Source organism: Streptomyces sp. NBC_00122 (genome assembly GCF_045160845.1).
GTDB lineage: Bacteria > Actinomycetota > Actinomycetes > Streptomycetales > Streptomycetaceae > Streptomyces.
Map to the genome: position 1 here is coordinate 6,885,772 of NZ_CP108191.1, position 16,467 is coordinate 6,902,238.

The window sequence follows — 16,467 nt, forward strand, 5'->3', positions numbered from 1 at the left end:
AGCCAGCCCCCCAGGATCCGCATCCCATGTTCCGTACCGCCCTGCGCAACGTGTCCGCGCACAAGGCCCGCCTCCTGATGACCGCGTTCGCGGTCATGCTCGGCGTCACCTTCATCTCCGGCAGCCTCGTCTTCGGCGACAGCCTGAACCGTGCCCTCACCGCCCGGGCGACCGACGGCTACGAGCGCATCGCCGTCAGCGTCTTCCCCGAGTCCTCCGCCACCGGCGGCGGCCGCCCGGCCGGGCTCGACGCCAGTACCGTCACCACCCTGTCCCGGGTCCCCGGCGTCGCCGTCGCCGCGGGCCGGGTCGACGGCTTCGCCGCGGTCGCGGGCCGCGACGGCCAGCTGCTCGGCCACGGATCGTCCCACAAGGGCGGGAACTTCTCCCCGGGAGCCGACGGCACGGACCCCGCCTACCGGTTCACCCAGGGTTCCGGGCCGACCGGCGACGACAGGGTCGCCCTCGACGAGACGACCGCCGCGCGGGGCGGCTACCGCGTCGGTGACACCGTGCGCGTCGGCACGGACGAGGGCGCCTCCTCCTACACCCTCAGCGGGGTCTTCCGTACCGACGGGACCACGCGATCCTCCGGGGGCAGCCTGACACTGTTCACCGACGCCGCCGCCCAGCGGCTCTTCCTCCAGCCCGGCCGCTACCAGATCGTCGAGCTCACGGCCGCTCCCGGCACGGACGCGCAGCAGCTCCTGCGCCGCGTCGAGTCGGTGCTGCCCCAGGACGCCGGCGCAGCCACCGGTGCCCAGCTCGCCCGGATCCAGGCGAACCTCGCCACCGGCGACAGCGACACCATGAGCCAGATCCTGTTGGGTTTCGCCGCCGTAGCCCTGTTCGTCGCCACCTTCCTCATCTCCAACACCTTCACCATGCTCATCGCCCGACGCACCAGGGAGCTGGCCCTGATGCGGGCCGTCGGCGCCTCGCGGGGGCAGGTGCGCCGCATCCTGCTGACCGAGTCCCTGCTCGTCGGCGCGGTCGCCTCCGCGGCCGGACTCGCCGTCGGCACCGGGGTCGCCGCCCTGCTCCGGACGCTCTTCGCCGCCGCCGACACCCCGGCCGGCCCGCTCGTCCTCACCCCGGGCACCGTGATCACGTCCATGCTGGCCGGCACGGCCCTGCCCATGGTCGCCGCGTGGCTTCCGATCCGCCGGGCCATGGCCATCCCGCCCGTCGCCGCGCTCGGCGCGGCCGAGCCCACGGCGCCCGCGCGCGCCGGCTCCCTGCGGGGCGGCATCAGTGCCGCGCTGGTGCTCACCGGCACCGCCGCCGTGGTGTACGGGGCCCTCACCACCGGGAAGGACGCCCGCACCGTCATCGGCCTCGGCGCGGCCCTCACCCTGGCCGGCGCGATCGGCCTCATCCCGCTGCTGTCCCGGCCGTTCGTCGCCCTGCTCCAGCCGCTGCTGAACCGTCTCCACCCGGTGCACGGAAACCTCGCCGCCCGCAACACCGTCCGCGACCCGCGCCGCACCGGCGCCACCGCCGCCGCGCTCGCCATCGCCCTCACCCTCGCCTCGGGCCTGTCGGTCCTCGGGGCCTCCGCCGCCCAGTACCTCGACCGCGCGACCACCCACGACTTCACGGCCGACTACCTGGTGAAGGCCGCCGAGGGCGGCATGCGGATGACCCCCGCCACCGCGGAGGCGCTGCGGAAGCTGCCCGGCGCCACGGTCAGCCCGCTCAACCAGTCCACCGAATACCGCCTGGCCGGCACTTCCTCCGTGCTGACCGGCGTCGACCCCGCCGCCATCGGCCGACTGCTGCGCTACGACGTGGCCGAGGGCTCTCTCGACTGCCTCGCCAAGGGCCAGATCGCCGTGGCCGATTTCAAGGCCAGGAAGGCCGGCTGGCACGTCGGTCAGACGCTCCCCCTGGAGCGTCAGGACGACCAGCGCGGCAGCGTCACCATCGGCGCCGTCTACCGGGCGGACGAGCAGAGCAACCTGCTGCCCAGCATCACCGCACCCGACTCCCTCGTCGCCCGCTACGACTCCACCCCGCACACCGCCGGGATCCTCGTCGCCACGGACGGCGGACCCGGCCGGGCCGCGCTCGGCAAGATCACCCACGCCCTCGGCGACAACCCCGCCCTGGCCGTCCTCGACCGGGCCGCCATTCGAGCCGAGGACAGCGGAACCATCGGCGACCAGCTCAACGTCTTCTACGCCCTGCTGAGCATGGCCCTGGTGATCGCCGCGCTGGGCATCGCCAACACCCTCGCTATGTCCGTCCTCGAACGCCGCAAGGAGATCGGCACGCTGCGCGCCCTCGGCCTGGACCGTGCCGGAGTGACCCGGATGGTCCGCCTGGAGGCCCTGCTCGTCGGCGCGCTCGGCGCGACCGTCGGCACGGTCCTGGGCGTCTTCCTGGGCTGGGCGCTCGGGCGCACGCTGCAGGAGAGCGTCGCCGGCTACACGTTGGTCCTTCCCTGGGGTCGCCTCGCTCTCGGCGTGCTCATCGCCCTGGCGGGCGCGCTGGTCGCCTCGCTCTGGCCGGCCCGCCGGGCCGCCCGCGTGGACATTCCCGCCGCGACGGCGGCGTAGCGACCGCTCCACCGGCGAGGCACCTCGCGCGGAAGACCCCGGCCCGAGGCCGGGGTCCTCCGCGTTCGGCCACGGGGCCGGTCGTCACGCGTCCGCGCGCAGGAGATCGGCGCACTTCTCGCCGATCACCATCGTCGTGATGCACGGGTTGACGGTGACGAGATCCGGCATGACCGATCCGTCCGCGACCCGCAGCCCGTCGACCCCTTTGACCCGCAGCCGGGCGTCGAGCGGCGCCATGGGATCGCCGTCGGCCCCCATCTTCACCGTGCAGGACGGGTGGTAGACGGTGTTGTGCGTCTTGCGGACGTAGTCGAACAGCTCGTCGGCGGTGCGGACGTCGGGGCCCGGGGCGAGCTCGGCCCCCGCCCACCCGGCGAGCGCCGGCTGCGCGGCGATCCGGCGGGCCAGCCCGATGCCGGCTCTCATCACCCGCGTGTCGTGCTCGTGCGTGAAGTACCTGGGGTCGACCCTGGGCTTGTCGCGGTAGTCGCGCGTCCGTAGCCGCACCGTCCCGCGCGACCTGGCACGCGTCACGTTCGGCGTCAGACAGAAGGCGTTCTCGGACGTCGGATAGCCGTGCCGCGCGGTGTTCATGTCGAAGGGCACCGAGCCGTAGTGGAACATCAGGTCCGGCCGGTCCAGACCCGGCTCGGTGTCGTAGAAGATGCCCGCCTCCCACCACTGGCTCGACCTGGTGGTCATCGGCTGCCTCGCCTCCCACATGACGACGCCCTCGGGGTGGTCCTGGAGGTTCTCGCCGACCCCCGCGGAGTCCACGAGCACCTCCACGCCCACCTCGCGCAGATGCTCCGCCGGGCCGATGCCCGACAGCATCAGCAGCTTCGGAGTGTCGATCGAGCCGCAGGAGACGACCACCTCGCGGCGCGCGCGGACCGTACGGGTGTGGACGAGATCCGGGTCCAGGTACTCGGCGCCGACGCACCGCGGCCCGTCGAACGCCAGCTTCTTCGCCCGCACCCCGGTGCGTACCTCCAGGTTGGGGCGCTTGCCCAGCACCGGGTGGAGGTAGGCCACCGAGGAGGACTGGCGGATGTTGTTCTCGTCGGCGTTGATCTGGAACCAGTTGGCACCCCGCACCACCGTCGAGCCGGTGTTGAACGGGGTCGTCGGTATGCCCGCCTGCGCACACGCCTGGAGGAGGGCGGCGCCGCACGGGTCCTCGCCCTTGAGCGTACGCAGCTTCACCGGTCCCGACCGGCCGTGGTGGTCCCCCGGAGCGTCGTTGTTCTCCAGCCTCCGGTACAGCGGGAACAGGTCCGCCGCGCTCCAGCCCGCACAGCCGGCCGCCGCCCAGTCGTCCAGGTCCTCGGCGGGCGCCCAGAAGGCGATGCAGGAGTTGTGCGAGGAGCAGCCACCGAGCACCTTGGCGCGCGCGTGCCGCATGAAGCTGTTGCCCCTGGCCTGCGGCTCGACCGGGTAGTCCCAGTCGTAGCCGGACTCCAGCAGGCCCATCCACCGTTCCAGCTTCAGGACGCTGTCGTCCCCGACGTCGCTCGGACCCGCCTCCAGGACGCACACGGTGACGGACGGGTCCTCGCTCAGCCGCGCCGCGACGACGTTGCCCGCGGTTCCGCCGCCGACCACGACGTAGTCGAACTCTCCGGCCTCTCCGCTCATGAGGGGGTGACCTCCTCCAGTGCGACGGGCTCGGGGCGGGCCACGGCGGCGTGTTCGGCGAGGACGCCCGTACGGTGCCGTTGGACGAACCAGTAGTAGGCGAAGCCGCCCAGCGCGATCGCGCCGACGAACAGCACCGCGCCCCAGCGCAGGTACCAGTGGTACGGGGCCGCCGCGTTGTACACGGCCGACCGCGGCCAGATGAGGTTGAGGGTCATCGCCGCCCCCCACACCACGGCGACGATGTTGACGGGCAGTCCCCAGCGGCCGAGTGAGAACTTGCCCTCGGCGGGCTGCCACCGGCCGCGCAGCCGCGCCACCAGCATCGGCCCGGTGACCAGGAGATAGGCGACGTAGATCAGCACGATGCCGATGCTGGTGACCACGGTGAAGATCTGCGGCTGGCGGATGTTGACCAGCAGGATCGCGAGGGCGAGCACCCCGATGATCACGGTCGGCAGGATCGGGGTGCCGAACCGCGGGCTGACCTTCGCGAGCCGGGAGGAGGCGGGGAGATTGTTGTCCCGGGCCATGGCGAAGGCGAGCCGGACGGCCGCCGTGTGCACCGCGAGCGCGCAGACGGTGACGGCGATCAGCACGCACCACAGCATCGCCTTGCCCGCCGTCGGGCCGAGGACGTCGAGGACGACGTACTGCAACCCGTCGGTGGAGAGCTTCTCGCCGCGCAGACTCGACACGCTCATCAGCGCGAGGATCAGGACGAGGCCGCCCAGGACGAACGAGGCGACGATCGCGCGGATGATGGCGCGCGGCGCGTTGCGCGAGGGGTCGAGGGACTCCTCGCCGAGCGAGGCCGCGGTGTCGAATCCGTACATCACGTAGGCCGAGGCGAGCGAGGCGATCAGGAACGCCCCGAAATAGCCCAGGGGCTGGCCGGAGCCGGTGCCGGCCGTGTCGGTGACGACCTGCGGGCCGCGTACGACGTTCACCGCGAGCAGCACGATCAGGACCACGGTCGCGATGAGTTCGAGGAAGACACCCGCGGTGTTGATCCGCGCCATCAGCTTGACGCCGAAGGCGCTCACGACCGTGGTGAAGAGGATCAGGACGGAGGCGAGGACCACCGCGTTGGTCGCCACGTCGTACGTCCCGGTCCCGTCTCCGACGAACTGGAAGACGGACGAGATCTGAGGAAGCGTGAGCTGGTAGGCGAGGGCCACTGCGGCGATGGAGACGATCGAGGCGATGAGCATCATCCAGCCGGCGAGCCAGCCGACGTGTCCGTTCCCCACCTTCTTAGCCCAGTTGTAGATGGACCCGGCCACGGGATAGCGGGCGGCCAGTTCGGCGAAGCAGAGCGCGACCATGAACTGGCCGGCGAAGACCATCGGCCAGGACCACCAATAGGCGGGACCGCCGCTGGCGTATCCGAAGTAGAAGAGCTGGAAGGTGCCCGTGAGGATCGAGATGTAGGAGATGCCGGCTGCGAAGGTGTGGAAGTTGCCGAGCGTCCGCTTGAGTTCGGGACGGTAGCCGAACTCGGCGAGTTCCGCGTCGTCGCCCGGCGGGGAGGGTGGAGCAGTTTCCATGGGTCAACTCCTGGACAGTAGAGGTTGTTTCAGGCGAACCAGCCCTGCGGCTCGGGTGCGGTGTTGCGCCAGATGTGCTTCGTCTCGCGGTACTCCGCGAGACCGGTCGGACCGAGCTCCCGCCCCGTGCCTGACTGCTTGAACCCGCCCCACTCCGCCTGCGGCAGATAGGGGTGGTAGTCGTTGATCCATACGGTGCCCAGGCGCAGCCGTCCCGCGACGCGCCGGGCCCTGCCCTCGTCGCCCGTCCACACCGCGCCCGCGAGACCGTAGACCGTGTCGTTCGCGAGCCGCACGGCCTCGTCCTCGTCGCCGTCGCGGAACCGCTCCACCGTCAGGACCGGGCCGAAGGACTCCTCCCGTACCACCGACATCCCCGCGTGACACTCGTCGAGGACCGTCGGCAGGTAGTAGAAGCCCCGGTTGTACGCGGGCCCCTCGGGCCGGGCGCCGCCGCAGCGCAGCACCGCGCCCTCGGTGACGCCCCGCGTGACGTAGGCCTCGACCTTGGCGCGATGCGCGGCCGAGATCAGCGGCCCGGTCCGGGCCCGCTCGTCGAAGGGACCTCCCAGGCGGATCTCGCCGGCCCTGCGCACGATCTCGTCGACGAACCGGTCGTGCAGCGCGTCCTCGACGAGCAGCCGCGCCCCCGCGGAACAGACCTGCCCCGAATGCAGGAACACCGCGGTCAGCGCCATGTCCACCGCCGTCTCGAAGTCGGCGTCCGCGAACACGATGTTCGGGTTCTTGCCGCCCAGTTCGAGCGCGACCTTCTTCACCGTCCCGGCGGCCGCCGCCATCAGCCGGCGGCCGGTCTGCAGACCACCGGTGAAGGAGAGCAGGTCGACGCCCGGGTGGTCGGCGAGCGGCGCACCCACCTCGGGGCCCGCGCCGAGCACGAGGTTGGCGACCCCGTCGGGCAGTCCCGCCTCGGCGAGCAGACGCATCAGGTGGATCGCGGTGTGCGGGGTGAGCTCGCTCGGTTTCAGGACGAAGGTGTTGCCCGCGGCGAGGGCCGGCGCGACCTTCCACGCCGTCTGGAGCAGCGGATAGTTCCACGGCGTGACGAGCCCGCAGACCCCGACCGGCTCGTGCACCACCCGGCTGTCGGCGTTCGCCGTGCCCGTGTCGATCACCCGTCCGGTCTCGACGGGGGCGAGCCGCCCGAAGTACCGGAAGCACTTCACGACGTCGCCGATGTCGTACGCGCTCTCCACCAGCCGCTTGCCGGTGTCGAGGGACTCGGCGCGGGCCAGCGCGTCCATGTCGCGGGCGATCAGATCGGCGACGCGCAGCAGCAGGTCGCCGCGGTCGGCGGCGGAAGTACCCGGCCACGGGCCCTCGTCGAACGCCCGGCGGGCCGCGGCGATCGCGTCGGACGTGTCCTTGCCGTCCGCCTCGTCGACCTCCGCGACGAGAGTGCCGTCGGCGGGACAGCGGATCTCCCGCGTGCGCCCGTCGCGGGCAGCCGTCCACACGCCGCCGATGAACAGATCAGGCACCGGTGCCTCCCAGCCTCTCGGTCAGCCAGGCGTGGAAGATCCCGATGTGGTGCTCGGCCGGCACCAGCACGCCGCCCGCCCGGTACGCGCGCGACGCCATCGCGGGCTGGGTGCGCTCGCAGGCGTCGAAGTCCTGGACGTTGACCCGGTGGAACAGCTCCACGGACTTCGACACGTCCGTGCCCGACTCGACGACCTCCGGCGCGTACAGCCAGTCGCACTCGACGATCGTGCGGTCCTCGGCGAGCGGGAACATCCGGTGCAGGATCACATGGTCGGGGACGAGGTTGATGAACACGGTCGGCTTGACCGTGATGGCGTAGTAGCGCCGGTCCTGCTCCTCGGCCACCTCGGGCAGCTTGGCGAACCCCGCGCTGCCGTCGACGGTGAAGCCCTCGACCTCCTCGGCGAACGCCGCGCCGTGCCCCACGTAGTACTGCGCCGCGTAGCCCTCCGCGAACTCCGGGAGCACATCGGTGAGTTCGGGATGGATCGTCGCGCAGTGGTAGCACTCCATGAAGTTCTCGACGATCAGCTTCCAGTTCGCCTTCACGTCGTACGTGATCCTTCGGCCGAGCGCGAGATCCTCCGTGCCGTACCGCTCGATGGACGCCGTGTCGCCGAGCCGCTCCACGGCCGCGCCGATCACGGTCTCCTCGAAGGACGGCGCCTCGTCGGCCAGGCACACCCACGCGTAGCCCAGCCATTCGCGCAGCTGCACCGTCACCAGGCCGTAGGTGGTGCGGTCGACGTCGGGCATCTTCACCAGGTTGGGAGCGGCGATCAGCTTGCCGTCGAGGTCGTACGTCCAGGCGTGGTACGGGCATTGGAGCGCGCGCCGCACCTCGCCGGACTCCTCGGTGCACAGCCGGGCGCCGCGGTGCCGGCAGACGTTGAGGAAGGCGCGCAGCTCTCCGGCCCGGTTACGGGTCACGATCACGCTCTCGCGGCCGACCTGGACGGTACGGAACGCACCGGGTCCGGCGAGGTCGGAGCCGCGTACGGCGCAGAACCACATCGATTCGAAGAGCCGCTCCTGCTCCCGCCGGAAGACGTCCGGGTCGGTGTAGAAGCGGCCGGGGAGCGTGGCGATCAGGCTGGGCGGGAGGTCGGTGGCCGTCAAGGCGGACTCCTCAGGCGGAAGGCGCGGGCGTGGTCGTCGCGGACAGCCGGCGCGGGTCGAAGAGTTCGATGGGGTGCTCGGTGACGCCGTTCAGCGCCAGGTCGGCGACGATTTCGCCGACGACGGGCACGAACTTGAAGCCGTGGCCGGAGAACCCGCACGCCACGGTCACCGAGCCGGGGTGCTCCGGATGGCGGGCGATCACGAAATGCTCATCGGGGGTGTTGGAGTACATGCAGGTGGCGGCCTTCAGGAAACGGCCGGGCAGGGACGGGATGCGCCGGGAGAGCTGCTCCGCCATCGCCGCGACCTCCTCCTCGCGCACGATCCGGTCGATGGTCTCCGGCGTGCACACCGTGCCCTTGCGGAAGAACGCCACCTTCGCGCCGAGGCCGGGACCGTCGATCGCGGGGAAGCCGTAGAACTGGACGTCGTCCGCGTCCTCCCAGATGTAGATCGGATGGTTCTCGGGGAGGAAGGGACCGGTGCCGCCCTCGGGCTGGAACCAGTACATGACCTGCCGCTCGATGGTGAACGGCACGCCCAGGTCGGTGAGCAGCTGCGGCGCCCAGGCACCCGGGCAGATCACCAGCTGGCCCGCGGTGTAGGTGTCCTCGGCGGTGTGGACCCGTACCCCGTCGCGGTACGGCTCCCAGCGCACCATCGGCTCCTCGAAGTGCAGATCCGCGCCAGAACGCGTCGCGAGCTGGAGGTGGGCGGCAACCGTGTTCTCCGGCCGGACGAGCCCGGCCCGCGCCTCGTACAGCGCCACCTCGTCCTCGGCCGGGGTGAGGGTGGGGAAGCGGCGGCGGATCTCCTTCGCGTCGAGCATCTCGTGCGGCAGGTCCCACCGCAGGGCCGAGAGCAGCGAACCGGACACCGTCCGGGAATCGGGACGGCCGACCATCACGCCGCCGCACAGCGTGGCGATGTCCCGGCCGGTGTCTCGCTCCAGTGCGTCGAACAGCTCGTAGGAGCGCAGCAGCAGCGGCACGTACGCGGGGTCCTCGAAGTACGACTGCCGCGTGATGCGCGAACCGCCGTGGCTCGAACCGCGGTTGTGGACCGGTCCGAACTTCTCCAGGCCGAGCACGCGCACACCGCGCGCGGACAGGTGGTGGGCGGCGGCACTGCCCATTCCGCCCAGGCCGACGACGATCACGTCATAGGTGGGTGACACGGTGGGGTCCTCCTCGGACGCTCCCTAGCGGCGGATGCGGCTCATGCCGGGGTCGAACAGCGGCTCGTCGGCGACGGTCGCGGGGACCTTCTCGCCGAAGTACTCGATGTGTACCGGGGTGCCCGCGGTGAGTGGGGGCAGCCACGCGTACGCGACGCAGCGGCCCAGTGTGTAGCCGTACGAGGCGCTGGTCACGTACCCCGCGGGCAGACCGCCGGCATACACCGGTTCCTTGCCGAGGACGACGGCCGCGGGGTCGTCGAGCAGCAGTGCGGTGAGCTTGCGCCGGGGCTCGCCCGCTTGCTTCAGAGCAGCCCGTCCGACGAAGTCGCCCTTGTCCATGCGTACGGCGAAACCGAGCCCGGCCTCGTACGGGGTGTCCTCGTCGGTCATGTCGTGGCCCCATGAGCGGTAGCCCTTCTCCAGGCGCAGGCTGTTGAAGGCGGAGCGGCCCGCGGCGATCACGCCGTGCTCCCGCCCGGCCTCCCAGAGCGTGTCCCAGAGCCGCAGCCCGAGGTCGGCGCCGGTGTACAGCTCCCAGCCGAGCTCGCCGACGTAGCTCAGCCGCATCGCCGTCACGGGTACGTGGCCGAGGTAGGTCTGTTTGGCGCGGAAGTAGCCGAAGCCCTGGTGGGAGAAGTCGTCCCGGGTCAGCGGCTGCACCAGCGCGCGGGCGAGAGGGCCCCACACCCCGATGCAGCAGGTGCCGGAGGTGATGTCGCGTATCCGCACGTCGTCGGGCGCGTGGCGCAGCAGCCAGTCCTCGTCGGCGCGGCTGTTGGCGCCGATCTGGAAGCGGTCGGCGGCCAGGCGGGCCACGGTGAGGTCCGAGCGGATGCCACCGGTCTCGTCGAGCAGCAGGGTGTAGGTCACCGCGCCTGGCTTCTTGGCGAGGTCGTTGGTGGTCATGCGCTGCAGGAAGGCCAGGGCGCCGGGGCCGGTGACCTCCAGCCTGCGCAGCGGGGTCATGTCGTACAGGGCGACCTTCTCACGGGTCGCCCGTGCCTCGGCGGCGGCGACCGGCGACCAGTAGCGGGCCGACCAGGAGTCCCGCCCCGGCAGGTCGATGGACTCGGCGAGCGGGGCGTTCGCCTCGTACCAGTGCGGTCGCTCCCAGCCGCCGCCCTCCAGGAAGCGGGCCCCGAGTTGCTCCTGGCGGGGGTGGAAGGGGCTCACCCGCAGGGGGCGCGGCTGCTCCATGGGCTGCAGCGGGTGCAGGACGTCGTACACCTCGACGAACTGCCGGGCCCCGCGGTCGGCGACGTACGCGGGGGAGCGCTGGGCGTCCTCGAAGCGGGTGAGATCGCACTCGTGGACGTCGATCCGGGGCCGGCCCTCCACCATCCACTCCGCGACGGCCCTCGCAACCCCCGCCGAATGGGTGACCCACACGGCCTCGGCGAGCCAGAACCCGCGCAGGGCGCGGGACTCGCCGAGCAGCGGCATGCCGTCCGGTGTGAAGGAGAAGACGCCGTTGAATCCCTCTTCGACCTCGCTTCCGGCGAGCGCGGGCAGCAGTTCCCGGCAGTCCTGCCAGCTCGGTGCGAAGTCCTCCGGTGTGAAGGGGTACGAGGACGGCATGACCGGTGCCTCGTCGTAGGCCGGGACGGTGAAGGGGTCGACGGGCAGCGGCCGGTGGGCGTAGCTGCCGATGCCGATCCTGTCGGTGTGCTCGCGGAAGTACAGGTCGCGGTCCTGGAACCGCAGGATCGGCCGGGACGCCTCGGTGCGCGGGTCGCCCGCGCCCGCGAGCTCCGGCAGGGGGCGGGTCTTCGCGTACTGGTGGGCGAGCGGCTGCAGGGGCACGTCGACGCCCGCCATCCGGCCGACGACCGGACCCCAGAAGCCGGCCGCCGATACGACGTGGTCGGCGGAGAAGACACCCCGGTCGGTGACGACCCCTGTCACCCGGCCGTCCTCCCGCTCGATGCCGGTGACGGTGTGCCGCTCCAGGAACCGGGCGCCGCGGCCCTCGGCGCGCTCCATCTGGGCGCGGCAGGCGAGGACGGCGCGGGCGAGGCCGTCGTCCGGGGTGAAGAACCCGCCGAGGACCTTGCTCGTGTCCAGCAGCGGCCACAGCTCCTTGCACCGCTCGGCGGAGACCAGCTCGCCGCGGATGCCCCAGGACGCGGCGTATCCGGCCCTGCGGTGGAGGTCGGCCAGACGCTCCTCGGTGGTGGCCAGTTCCAGACCGCCCACCGGGTTGAAGCAGGGCAGACCGTCGACTTCGAGTGCGCCGAACTTCTCGATGGTGTACCCGGCGAACGCGCTCAGCGTCTTCGACGGGTTGGTCCGGAAGACGAGACCAGGGGCGTGCGAGGTGGAACCCCCGGGGGCGGGGAGCGGGCCTTGTTCGAGGACCGTGACGTCGCTCCAGCCGCGGGCGGTCAGTTCGTCGGCGAGCGAGCAGCCGACGATGCCGGCGCCGATGACCACGACACGGGGACTGGGTGCGGGCGCGTGGGACATGCCCCTCCTTGAGTCGGGTGGGGACGGACGGCCTAGCGGACGGCCGGCAGGGTGGTGCGCTCGGCGGCGACGGTGGTGTCCTCGCCGTGCCCGGTGTGGACGACGGTCGCGCCGGGGAGCGTGAGCAGGCGGCGCCGTACGGACGCCAGGATCGTCGGCCGGTCGGAGTACGAGCGGCCGGTCGCGCCCGGACCGCCGCGGAAGAGGGTGTCGCCCGTGAACACGGCGTCGAGGAAGGGCGCGTGGAGGCTGCAGCTGCCCCAGGTGTGGCCGGGGGTGTGCAGAACGCGCACCTCGGTCGCCGCGACGAGCAGCCGCTGCCCGTCGGAGAGTTCACCGTCCGGAGCACGTGACGCGTGGACGTGGTCCCACAGTTCGCGGTCGGCCGGGTGCAGCAGGACCGGAGCACCGGTCGCCTCGGCCAGCGCGGCGGCCGCGCCGATGTGGTCGTCGTGGCCGTGGGTGCACACGACGGCGGTGACCCGGCGTCCCGCGACGGCGGCCAGGATCGCACGGGCGTCGTGGGCCGCGTCGACGACGAGGACCTCCTCGTCGTCGCCGATGAGCCAGACGTTGTTGTCGACGTCGAAGGTCTCGCCGTCGAGGGTGAACGTGCCCGAGGTGACGACCCGTTCGGCGCGCAGGCGGCCGCTCTGCCGGTTCGTCACAGCACCACGACCGAACGCAGGACCTCGCCCCGGTGCATCTTGGCGAAGGCCCTCTCCACCTCGTCGAGTGCGATCGTCTCGGAGACGAAGGCGTTCAGGTCGAGCCGGCCCGACAGGTACTGGTCGATGAGGACGGGGAAGTCACGGCTGGGCAGACAGTCCCCGTACCAGGAGGACCGCAGCGCGCCTCCGCGCGAGAACAGGTCGATGAGCGGCAGATCGATCCGCATGTCCGGGTCGGGCACCCCGACCTGCACGAGAACGCCCGCGTGGTCGCGCATGTAGAAGGCCTGGCGGTAGGTCTCGGGCCGGCCCACCGCGTCGATGGCGACGTCCACCCCGAGCCCGCCGGTGAGTCCGCGTACGGCCTCGACGGCGTCCGTCCCGCGGGAGTTGACCGTGTGGGTCGCGCCGAAGCGGGTCGCGGCGTCGAGTTTGCGGTCGTCGATGTCGACGGCGATGACGCGCCGGGCCCCGGCCAGCGAGGCTCCCGCGATCGCCGCGTTCCCGACGCCGCCGCAGCCGATCACCGCGACGGTGTCGCCCCGGCCGACGTTCCCGGTGTTCACCGCGGCCCCGTAGCCGGCCATCACTCCACAGCCGATGAGCCCGGCGGCCTCGGGCGGGGCGGCCGGGTCGACCTTCACTGCCTGCCCGGCTGCGACCAGGGTCTTCTCGGCGAAGGCGCCGATACCGAGGGCGGGGGAGAGGGGCGTGCCGTCCAGCAGCGTCATCGGCTGTGCGGCGTTGCGGGAGTCGAAGCAGTACCAGGGGCGGCCGCGGCGACAGGAACGGCAGTTGCCGCAGGGAGCGCGCCAGGCGAGGACCACGTAGTCGCCCGGTGTCAGATCGGTGACGCCCTCCCCGACCGCTTCGACGGTGCCCGCGGCCTCGTGGCCGAGCAGGAAGGGGAAGTCGTCGTTGACGGCGCCTTCCCGGTAGTGCAGATCCGTGTGGCAGACACCGCAGGCCTGTACGGAGACGAGAACCTCGCCGGGCCCGGGATCAGGGACGACGATCGTCTGCACCTCGACGGGTGCCCCCTTCTTCACGGCAACGACGGCACGGACCTCATGCGGCACGATGGGCTCCTCAGCTGTTGCGGAGTGCACGATGTGTTGCGCGATGGGGAACATAGTGGGAACGGCGACAACCCGCCGTCAAGGGGCGGGTGTTAACGACTGGCAAATCCGTGCGGGCCCGCGGAAACGCCCTCGGCACGAGCTCCACGCGCGTCCTCCCCGCATACGACGACGCGGGGCCGGGTCTCCCCGGCCCCGCGTCGAGTGGGCACCGCTCGGCGGAATGGCTCAGAAGCCGTAACCCATCCGTCGTGACAGCTCGTCGGCCGCGACGACCGTCCGCGCGGCGAGCTCCGGCAGCCGGTCCCGTCCGAGGCGGTAGGCGGGGCCCGAGACGCTGAGCGCGCCGAGCACCCTGCCGTCGTGCGCGCGCACCGGCGCGGCGACCGCGTTCAGGCCGAGTTCCAGTTCCTCCGCGACGATCGCGAAGCCCTGCGCGTACGCCGCGTCCAGCTCGGCCCGCAGCATGCCGGCGCTGGTCACCGTGTGCTCCGTGAACCGCGGCAGGGCCCGGGCGAGGAGTCCTTCGCGCAGCGTCGCCGGCAGATGGGCCAGGAGCACCTTCCCGCTGGAGGTGGCGTGCAGCGGAGTGCGACGGCCCAGCCAGTTCTGCGCGGTGACCGAGGCGGGGCCGCGCGCCTGCATGATGTTGACGGCGGCATCGTCGTCCAGGACCGCGATGTTCACCGTCTCGCCCAGTTCGTCGGCGAGTTCCCGGCACACCGGGGCGCCCTCCTGGGAGATGTCCAGGCGTACGGCCGCCGCCCCCGCCAGGCGCAGGATGCCCGCCCCGAGGAAGTACTTGCCGCGGTCCTGGGCCTGCGAGACCAGGCCCCGGTTCTCCAGCACGCAGAGCAGCCGGAACGCCGTGGACTTGTGCACGTCCAGCTCGTCGGCGATGTCGGTGACGCCCGCCTCGCCGCGCCGGGCGAGGATCTCCAGCACGCTCACGGCGCGGTCCACGGACTGGATCGCCCCCGCCCCCGTCTTGGGCGCCCGGTCCTGCGCTTCCTCGTTCTGTTCAGCCACTGCCTGGTCGCCGGTCATAGCTCAACTCTCGCCATCGTGCGGTCCATTGGGTACACAGGTGGGCACCCATCTTCGGGAAGCCCTTGACGCGGCGGGCACCCCGACCGGATTCTGTTGCGCATCACGCTCCATCATGCGCCATACGCAACCTCATGCTAGCGAAGAGTCCTGCCGAAGAGTCCTGGACCGAGGGGGGCCCGTGATTCCCGTCTGCCGCCTTGAAGACCTCCCCGCGGGCGAATCCGTCCGCATCGACACCACACCGCCCATCGCGGTGTTCAACGCCGACGGAGAGCTGTACGCCATCGACGACACCTGCAGCCATCAGGACGCCTCGCTCTCCGAGGGGTGGCTCGAAGGCTGTCTCGTCGAATGCCCGCTCCACGCCGCCTCGTTCGACGTCCGTACCGGGCAGCCGACCGGTCTGCCCGCCCGTCGTCCCGTCCGCACCCACGAAGTCGTCGTCGCCGACGGCGTCATCCACGTCCGCCCGGCCGCTCAGGAGGACACCGCCGCATGAGGACCGTCACCGTCGTCGGCGCCTCGCTCGCCGGCCTGTACGCCGCCCGCGAGCTGCGTGCCCAGGGCTTCGACGGACGGCTGGTGATCGTGGGCGAGGAACGTCACCGCCCCTACGACCGCCCGCCCCTGTCCAAGGACTTCCTCGCCGGCAGGGCGGACGAGGACCAACTCGCCCTCTGCGACACGGAGGAGGAGACAGGACTCGCCGCGCAGTGGCTGCTCGCCACGCGCGCCCGGGGGCTCGACGCGGGTGGCCGCACCCTGCTCCTCGACAACGGCAGGACGCTGCTCACCGACGGACTCGTCATCGCCACAGGGGCCTGTGCCCGGCGCCTGCCGGGCACCTCGGGACTCGCGGGCGTCCGATCGCTCCGTACGCTCGACGACGCGACGGCGCTGCGGGACGACCTGAGCGGCGGCACCCGGAGGGTCGTCGTGATCGGCGGCGGATTCATCGGCGCCGAGACCGCGTCCACCTGCGTCTCGCTCGGCCATGAGGTCACCGTCGTGGAGGCGGCGCCGCTGCCGCTCGTCCCGCAACTCGGCCCGGAGATGGCCGCCGTGTGCGCCACGCTGCACCGGCGCGGCGGAGCGGAGCTGATCACCGGCACCGGCGTCTCCCGGCTGCTGGGGCAGGGGGCCGTCACCGCCGTGGAGCTGACCGACGGGCGCAGGGTCCCCGCCGACCTCGTCGTCGTGGGCATCGGAGCCGTACCCAACACGGGCTGGCTCGCGGGCTCCACCCTCCCGCTCGGCGACGGTGTGCTCTGCGACGACGGCTGCGTCACCGCGCTGCCGCAGGTCGTCGCGGTCGGCGACGTCGCCCGCGTGGGAGGGCTGCGCGCCGAGCACTGGACCAGCGCGACCGAGCAACCCGCCGTCGCGGTGCGCAACCTGCTGGCGGGCCGGACGGTGGACAGTGCCCGCCCGCTGCCCTACTTCTGGTCGGACCAGTACGGCGCACGCATCCAGTTCGCGGGGCGACGGGGCGAGGGCGACACGGTCCGCGTCGTCGAAGGCTCCACGGACGAGGGGAGCTTCCTGTGCGTGTACGAGCGTGAGGGCCGTACGACGGCGGTGCTGGCCGTCGACCGGCCGAGGCCCTTCCTGCGTGCCCGCCGTGAACTCGCCCGCTCGGCC

11 protein-coding genes and 1 pseudogene are annotated in these 16,467 nt (G+C 71.9%); 3 read left to right on the forward strand and 9 right to left on the reverse strand.

Translation table 11 applies throughout. The features are described 5' to 3' along the window. Positions 1–26: 26 nt before the first annotated feature. Positions 27–2,561: an FtsX-like permease family protein gene (locus tag OG737_RS31395; RefSeq protein WP_328929580.1), complete on the forward strand. Its 2,535-nt coding sequence runs from the start codon at positions 27–29 to the stop codon at positions 2,559–2,561. An 84-nt stretch (positions 2,562–2,645) separates the two neighbouring features. Here OG737_RS31395 and OG737_RS31400 read toward each other — a convergent pair whose 3' ends face one another. The 9 genes from OG737_RS31400 to OG737_RS31440 form a co-directional block, all read right to left on the reverse strand. Then, positions 2,646–4,202, reverse strand: a complete 1,557-nt coding sequence (locus tag OG737_RS31400) for a GMC family oxidoreductase N-terminal domain-containing protein (protein ID WP_328929581.1) — start codon at positions 4,200–4,202, stop codon at positions 2,646–2,648. Next, positions 4,199–5,752 (reverse strand): amino acid permease, encoded by a 1,554-nt coding sequence (locus OG737_RS31405; RefSeq protein WP_328929582.1) that lies wholly within the window; start codon positions 5,750–5,752, stop codon positions 4,199–4,201. Before OG737_RS31405 ends, OG737_RS31400 begins: the two co-directional genes overlap by 4 nt. Before the next feature lie 29 nt (positions 5,753–5,781). Then, positions 5,782–7,254: an aldehyde dehydrogenase family protein gene (locus tag OG737_RS31410; protein ID WP_328929583.1), complete on the reverse strand. Its 1,473-nt coding sequence runs from the start codon at positions 7,252–7,254 to the stop codon at positions 5,782–5,784. Beyond that, positions 7,247–8,377 carry an aromatic ring-hydroxylating dioxygenase subunit alpha gene (locus tag OG737_RS31415; protein ID WP_405922280.1) on the reverse strand — a complete coding sequence of 377 codons (1,131 nt, stop codon included), beginning with the start codon at positions 8,375–8,377 and terminating at the stop codon, positions 7,247–7,249. Before OG737_RS31415 ends, OG737_RS31410 begins: the two co-directional genes overlap by 8 nt. A gap of 10 nt (positions 8,378–8,387) precedes the next feature. Then, complete coding sequence (gene solA, locus OG737_RS31420) at positions 8,388–9,557, reverse strand: N-methyl-L-tryptophan oxidase (RefSeq protein ID WP_328929585.1); 1,170 nt, start codon at positions 9,555–9,557, stop codon at positions 8,388–8,390. A gap of 24 nt (positions 9,558–9,581) precedes the next feature. Continuing rightward, positions 9,582–12,026: an FAD-dependent oxidoreductase gene (locus tag OG737_RS31425; RefSeq protein ID WP_328929586.1), complete on the reverse strand. Its 2,445-nt coding sequence runs from the start codon at positions 12,024–12,026 to the stop codon at positions 9,582–9,584. Between the two features lie 32 nt (positions 12,027–12,058). Further along, positions 12,059–12,694 (reverse strand): MBL fold metallo-hydrolase, encoded by a 636-nt coding sequence (locus OG737_RS31430; RefSeq protein WP_328929587.1) that lies wholly within the window; start codon positions 12,692–12,694, stop codon positions 12,059–12,061. Further along, positions 12,691–13,776, reverse strand: coding sequence for an S-(hydroxymethyl)mycothiol dehydrogenase (locus tag OG737_RS31435; RefSeq protein WP_328929588.1), 1,086 nt, complete (start codon positions 13,774–13,776; stop codon positions 12,691–12,693). Before OG737_RS31435 ends, OG737_RS31430 begins: the two co-directional genes overlap by 4 nt. A gap of 228 nt (positions 13,777–14,004) precedes the next feature. Continuing rightward, a complete protein-coding gene (locus OG737_RS31440) occupies positions 14,005–14,823 on the reverse strand; it encodes an IclR family transcriptional regulator (RefSeq protein ID WP_328929589.1) in 819 nt (272 codons plus the stop codon). A gap of 181 nt (positions 14,824–15,004) precedes the next feature. Here OG737_RS31440 and OG737_RS31445 point away from each other — a divergent pair, with 181 nt between their 5' ends. Both OG737_RS31445 and OG737_RS31450 read left to right on the forward strand, forming a co-directional pair. Further along, positions 15,005–15,325: a bifunctional 3-phenylpropionate/cinnamic acid dioxygenase ferredoxin subunit gene (locus OG737_RS31445; protein ID WP_328929590.1), complete on the forward strand. Its 321-nt coding sequence runs from the start codon at positions 15,005–15,007 to the stop codon at positions 15,323–15,325. Beyond that, positions 15,322–16,467: pseudogene (locus tag OG737_RS31450) on the forward strand (NAD(P)/FAD-dependent oxidoreductase); the annotation flags it as partial. The gene OG737_RS31445 and the pseudogene OG737_RS31450, both read left to right, overlap by 4 nt.